The sequence below is a fragment of the Sulfuricurvum sp. genome, from assembly GCF_049305995.1.
Taxonomy (GTDB): Bacteria; Campylobacterota; Campylobacteria; order Campylobacterales; family Sulfurimonadaceae; genus Sulfuricurvum.
The window spans coordinates 1-4167 of sequence record NZ_JBAQPS010000210.1; the positions used below are offsets into that span (position 1 = coordinate 1).

At 44.1% G+C, this 4167-nt stretch carries 4 protein-coding genes; all 4 read right to left on the minus strand.

From position 1 onward, the window contains the following. A partial coding sequence (locus WA010_RS07125) for a RecQ family ATP-dependent DNA helicase (RefSeq protein ID WP_422556441.1) occupies positions 1-918 on the minus strand: 918 nt, incomplete at its 3' end. A gap of 45 nt (positions 919-963) precedes the next feature. Further along, on the minus strand, positions 964-2400 hold the full coding sequence (locus tag WA010_RS07130; RefSeq protein WP_422556442.1) for a leucyl aminopeptidase: 1437 nt from the start codon (positions 2398-2400) through the stop codon (positions 964-966). Next, the gene (locus tag WA010_RS07135; RefSeq protein ID WP_422556443.1) at positions 2381-2974 is read right to left on the minus strand and encodes a DedA family protein; all 594 of its coding nucleotides are present in this window, start codon (positions 2972-2974) and stop codon (positions 2381-2383) included. The genes WA010_RS07130 and WA010_RS07135 overlap by 20 nt, the downstream gene beginning before the upstream one ends. A gap of 8 nt (positions 2975-2982) precedes the next feature. Continuing rightward, the coding region (trpB, locus tag WA010_RS07140) for a tryptophan synthase subunit beta (protein ID WP_422556444.1) at positions 2983-4167 on the minus strand (1185 nt) is incomplete at its 5' end.

The window sequence follows — 4167 nt, forward strand, 5'->3', positions numbered from 1 at the left end:
GTGGATGACGAATCGAATGTCCCCCTTGTCAATCCCCATCCCAAATGCAACGGTGGCAACGATGATCTGTGTCTCGTCGTTTAGAAACGATTGATGGGTATCGTGACGTAAAGAACCACTCATCCCCGCATGGTAGGCTAAACATTTGATCCCTTTTTTAGAGAGAAATTCTGCGAGTTCTTCGGTCTCTTTACGGGAGAAGGCATAGACAATCCCGCTCTCCCCCTCATGCGCTTTTAAAATATTCATCAGATCATTACGCCATCCGCTGTCTCGTTCGCGAACGGTGATCGTAATGTTTTTACGCAGTACGGGAGCGCGGAGGATCAGAGGATCGTGCAGTCTTAGCTGTGTGAGGATATCCTCACGTACTTTTGGGGTAGCGGTGGCGGTGAAGGCGGCGATAGGGGTATGAGCGAATGCGGAGCGCAACTCCCCCAAACGTCGGTAATCGTCGCGGAACTCATGCCCCCATTCACTGATACAGTGGGCTTCATCAATGACGAAAAAATTAATATCCAGTGTTGTGAGCCATGAGAGAAACGAGCCGTTGGCAAGGCGTTCTGGGGCGATGTAGAGGAGTTTTAAAGTGCGGTTTTTAGCTTTGGCAAATGCTTCTTGCTGTTCCTGCGACGATTGTGAAGAGGAGATCATTTCGGCTTCGATCCCAAGCTCTTTGAGTGCTATAACCTGATCGTGCATTAGGGCGATGAGGGGAGAGACGACAATCGTGATCCCCTCCATCAACAACGTTGGGAGCTGATAGCAGAGCGATTTTCCCCCTCCGGTTGGGAGCAACATCGTCAAATCGCGTCCACTTAGGATCGCATCCACCGCTTCCTCTTGCATCTCTCTAAAACCGGAGAAACCGAAAGTGTTTTTGAGGACTTTGTATTTGTCGGTGAGAGAATGAGGCAAGATGAAACCTTTGAAAATCAAATAGGGTGTTAGTTAAGTATAACTTTATTTACAATTTTCCATCAACCATTTTAAAGTCATCCGAACTCCTGCACCCGTTCCGCCATAGGTGTGGACATCCCATGCACTTTCTGTGTACGCAGATCCCGCAATGTCAAAATGAACCCATTTATCTTTCATGTTTTCGTCGATAAAGTTATCGAGGAATAACGCGGCGGTAATAGCTCCTCCATAAGGTTTACTAGAGACATTGCAGACATCTGCAAGATCACTTTTGATAAGCTTTTTGAGATGACGGTTGAATGGTAAAATTCCACAATATTCACCTGCTTGATCGGCAGCACTGATAAAACTCTCTTTGAGAGTGCTGTTATGCCCCATAACCCCTGTAGTATAAGGTCCAAGAGCAACCATACATGCACCTGTAAGGGTAGCGTAGTCGAAGATATAATCGGCGTTAACATTGGCTTGGGCATATCCTAAAACATCGGCAAGAACCAAACGCCCTTCAGCATCAGTGTTACGTACTTCGATGCTCTTACCATTTTTAGCACGGAGAACATCATCGGGTTTGTAGGCGTTGCCACCGATCATGTTTTCGACGGCTCCGACAAACGCATGTATTTCGATATCGAGTTTCAGCTCACTCACCGCTTTGATGATTCCCATTACGGCACATGCTCCCGCTTTATCCATTTTCATCGTCACCATGGAGGCAGCTGCTTTAAGACTTAATCCACCACTATCGTAAGTGAGCCCTTTGCCTACAAGGGTAATGACTTTTTTAGGGTTTGCAGGTTTGTAGGCAAGGTGAATTAGCCGCGGTGGGTTGCTCGATGCACGACCTACTGCCAACATTGCGTTCATTTTTTCATCTTCCAAGCCGTTGACATCGAGGATGGTGCATTCGAGATTATTGGTCGAAGCGAGTGTATCGGCAGTGACAGCCATGGCTTGTGGTGTCATATCATAAGGTGTTTGATTGACTAAATTACGAACAAAATTGGTTGCTTTTGAGATGATAAGCGTTTGACTAAGAGTTGTCGTTAACTCATCGATATCATTGGTTGTTCTGTCGCGATTTTCATGGGAGAAAATAATTTGAGTTAATAAAGATGGTTTTGTTTCGGATTTATATTGTTCAAATCGGTAACTTCCCAAAATGATCCCTTCAATCAATGATCCGAAATGTTGCGGTGTGTATTGAGCAAGTTTGAGTGAACCGTATGCGTAATTCATTACTATTTTAATTGCATTTGCCATCGAAGAGCGATAAATCTCATCGCTAGCCTCTTCGGCAATACCACATACTATTAGACGTTGTTCATGCAGTGTACAAAGTTGTTCTGTCTCGGCTTTGAATCCCGCTTGAGTTAAAAGTGAATTAAGCGGATGGATTTCAAGTTCTTTAGCGGTAATAAATTCCAATGTCAGATCGGCATCGATAAGGTGCAGAGACTGATTAGATAATTTTACGTTCACGGCGTTTCTCCAAAAGTTTTGTTTCAATTCGATTAAAAGTAAAAATAAGTCCACTGATAATGGAGAGAACCAATGGGATAGCAAAATACCAATGAGCTTTGATCCATGCCAGGGTAGCTAGCAACTGCTCACCAAAATAATAAGCAGGGATAATAGTTAATGAAGCCCAAAAAATAGCACTTACAAAATTAATGATGGCAAAATCGCGAGACGAGTATTTTGTAAGTCCTATTGCCATCGGGATAACGGTACGCATACCATACATATAACGTTGGACAAAAATAAGCGGCCATCCATATTTTTTAAGCAATAAATGGGCGATCGCAAATTTGCGGCGTTGTGAACGTAATTTATCATGGATGTAGCTTTTGTTAAACCGTCCGATGTAAAAGTAAATTTGATCTCCGACAAATCCGCCGAGTGCCCCAACAATAATCGCTATCGGTAAAATCATATCTCCGGTATGAGACATAATACCTGCCATAATTAACCCTAGTTCACCTTCTAACATACTCCATCCGAAAAGGACAATATATCCGTATTCTTTTAACCATTCAATAAACAGCTGTTCCACATTTGTCCTTAGTTGTCAAAATTTAAAATTTGTTTGGCTTGAATCATATCTTTATCTCCACGACCGGAAACAGTGACAATAATGAGTTTATCTTTGATATTATCCATTTTCTTTAGATAAGCAATAGCATGAGAACTTTCAAATGCAGGGATAATCCCCTCAGTACGGCTGAGCCATACAAAAGCTTCAAGTGCTTCATTATCCGTTATATTATCGTAGCTAACAGTTCCATTATCTTTGTGAAAAGCGTGTTCAGGTCCAATTCCCGGATAATCCAAACCCGCTGAAATGGAGTGAGCTTCGAGAATTTGACCATCCTCATCTTGAAGGAGATAACTCATTTGACCGTGTAATACCCCCGGACGTCCTTTGAGGAGGGAACATCCGTGTTTATCAGTATCGACCCCAAGCCCTCCCGCTTCGATTCCGATACAGCGTACTTCTTTGTCTTCCAAAAAGTGCTGAAACGTTCCGATCGCATTGGAGCCGCCACCGATACAGGCGATGACGTAATCGGGAAGACGATTCTCTTTCTCTAAAATTTGAGCACGTGCTTCACACCCGATAATCGCTTGAAAATCGCGCACCATCATCGGATAAGGGTGCGGTCCGGCAACGGTTCCGATGATATAGAAGGTATCGCGTGCATGGGTGACCCAGTGGCGGATTGCGTCATTCATGGCATCTTTGAGGGTTTTGCTCCCGCTTTCAACGGCGTGGACTTTTGCCCCGAGAAGTTTCATCCGAAATACGTTGAGTTCTTGGCGCGCTACGTCTTTTGCCCCCATAAAAATTTCACACTCCAGCCCAAGCAATGCGGCGATGGTTGCTGTTGCTACACCATGTTGTCCTGCCCCTGTTTCAGCAATTACTTTTTTCTTGCCAAGACGTTTTGCCATCAATCCTTGTGCGATGACATTATTAACTTTATGAGCACCGGTATGGTTTAAATCTTCCCTTTTGAGATAGATTTTGGCTCCTAATTCAGCCGAGAGGTTAGCGGCGTGGTATAGCGGACTTGGACGACCGACATAATCACGCAGATAACTATCTACTTCGTGCCAAAAGGTTTTGTCAAAACGGATGTTTTTATAAGTCTCTTCAAGTTCTAAAAGTGCCGGCATGAGAGTTTCGGGAACATAGCGTCCTCCGAAAATACCGAAATGTCCCTCTATGGGATCAAAAGGTGAGGC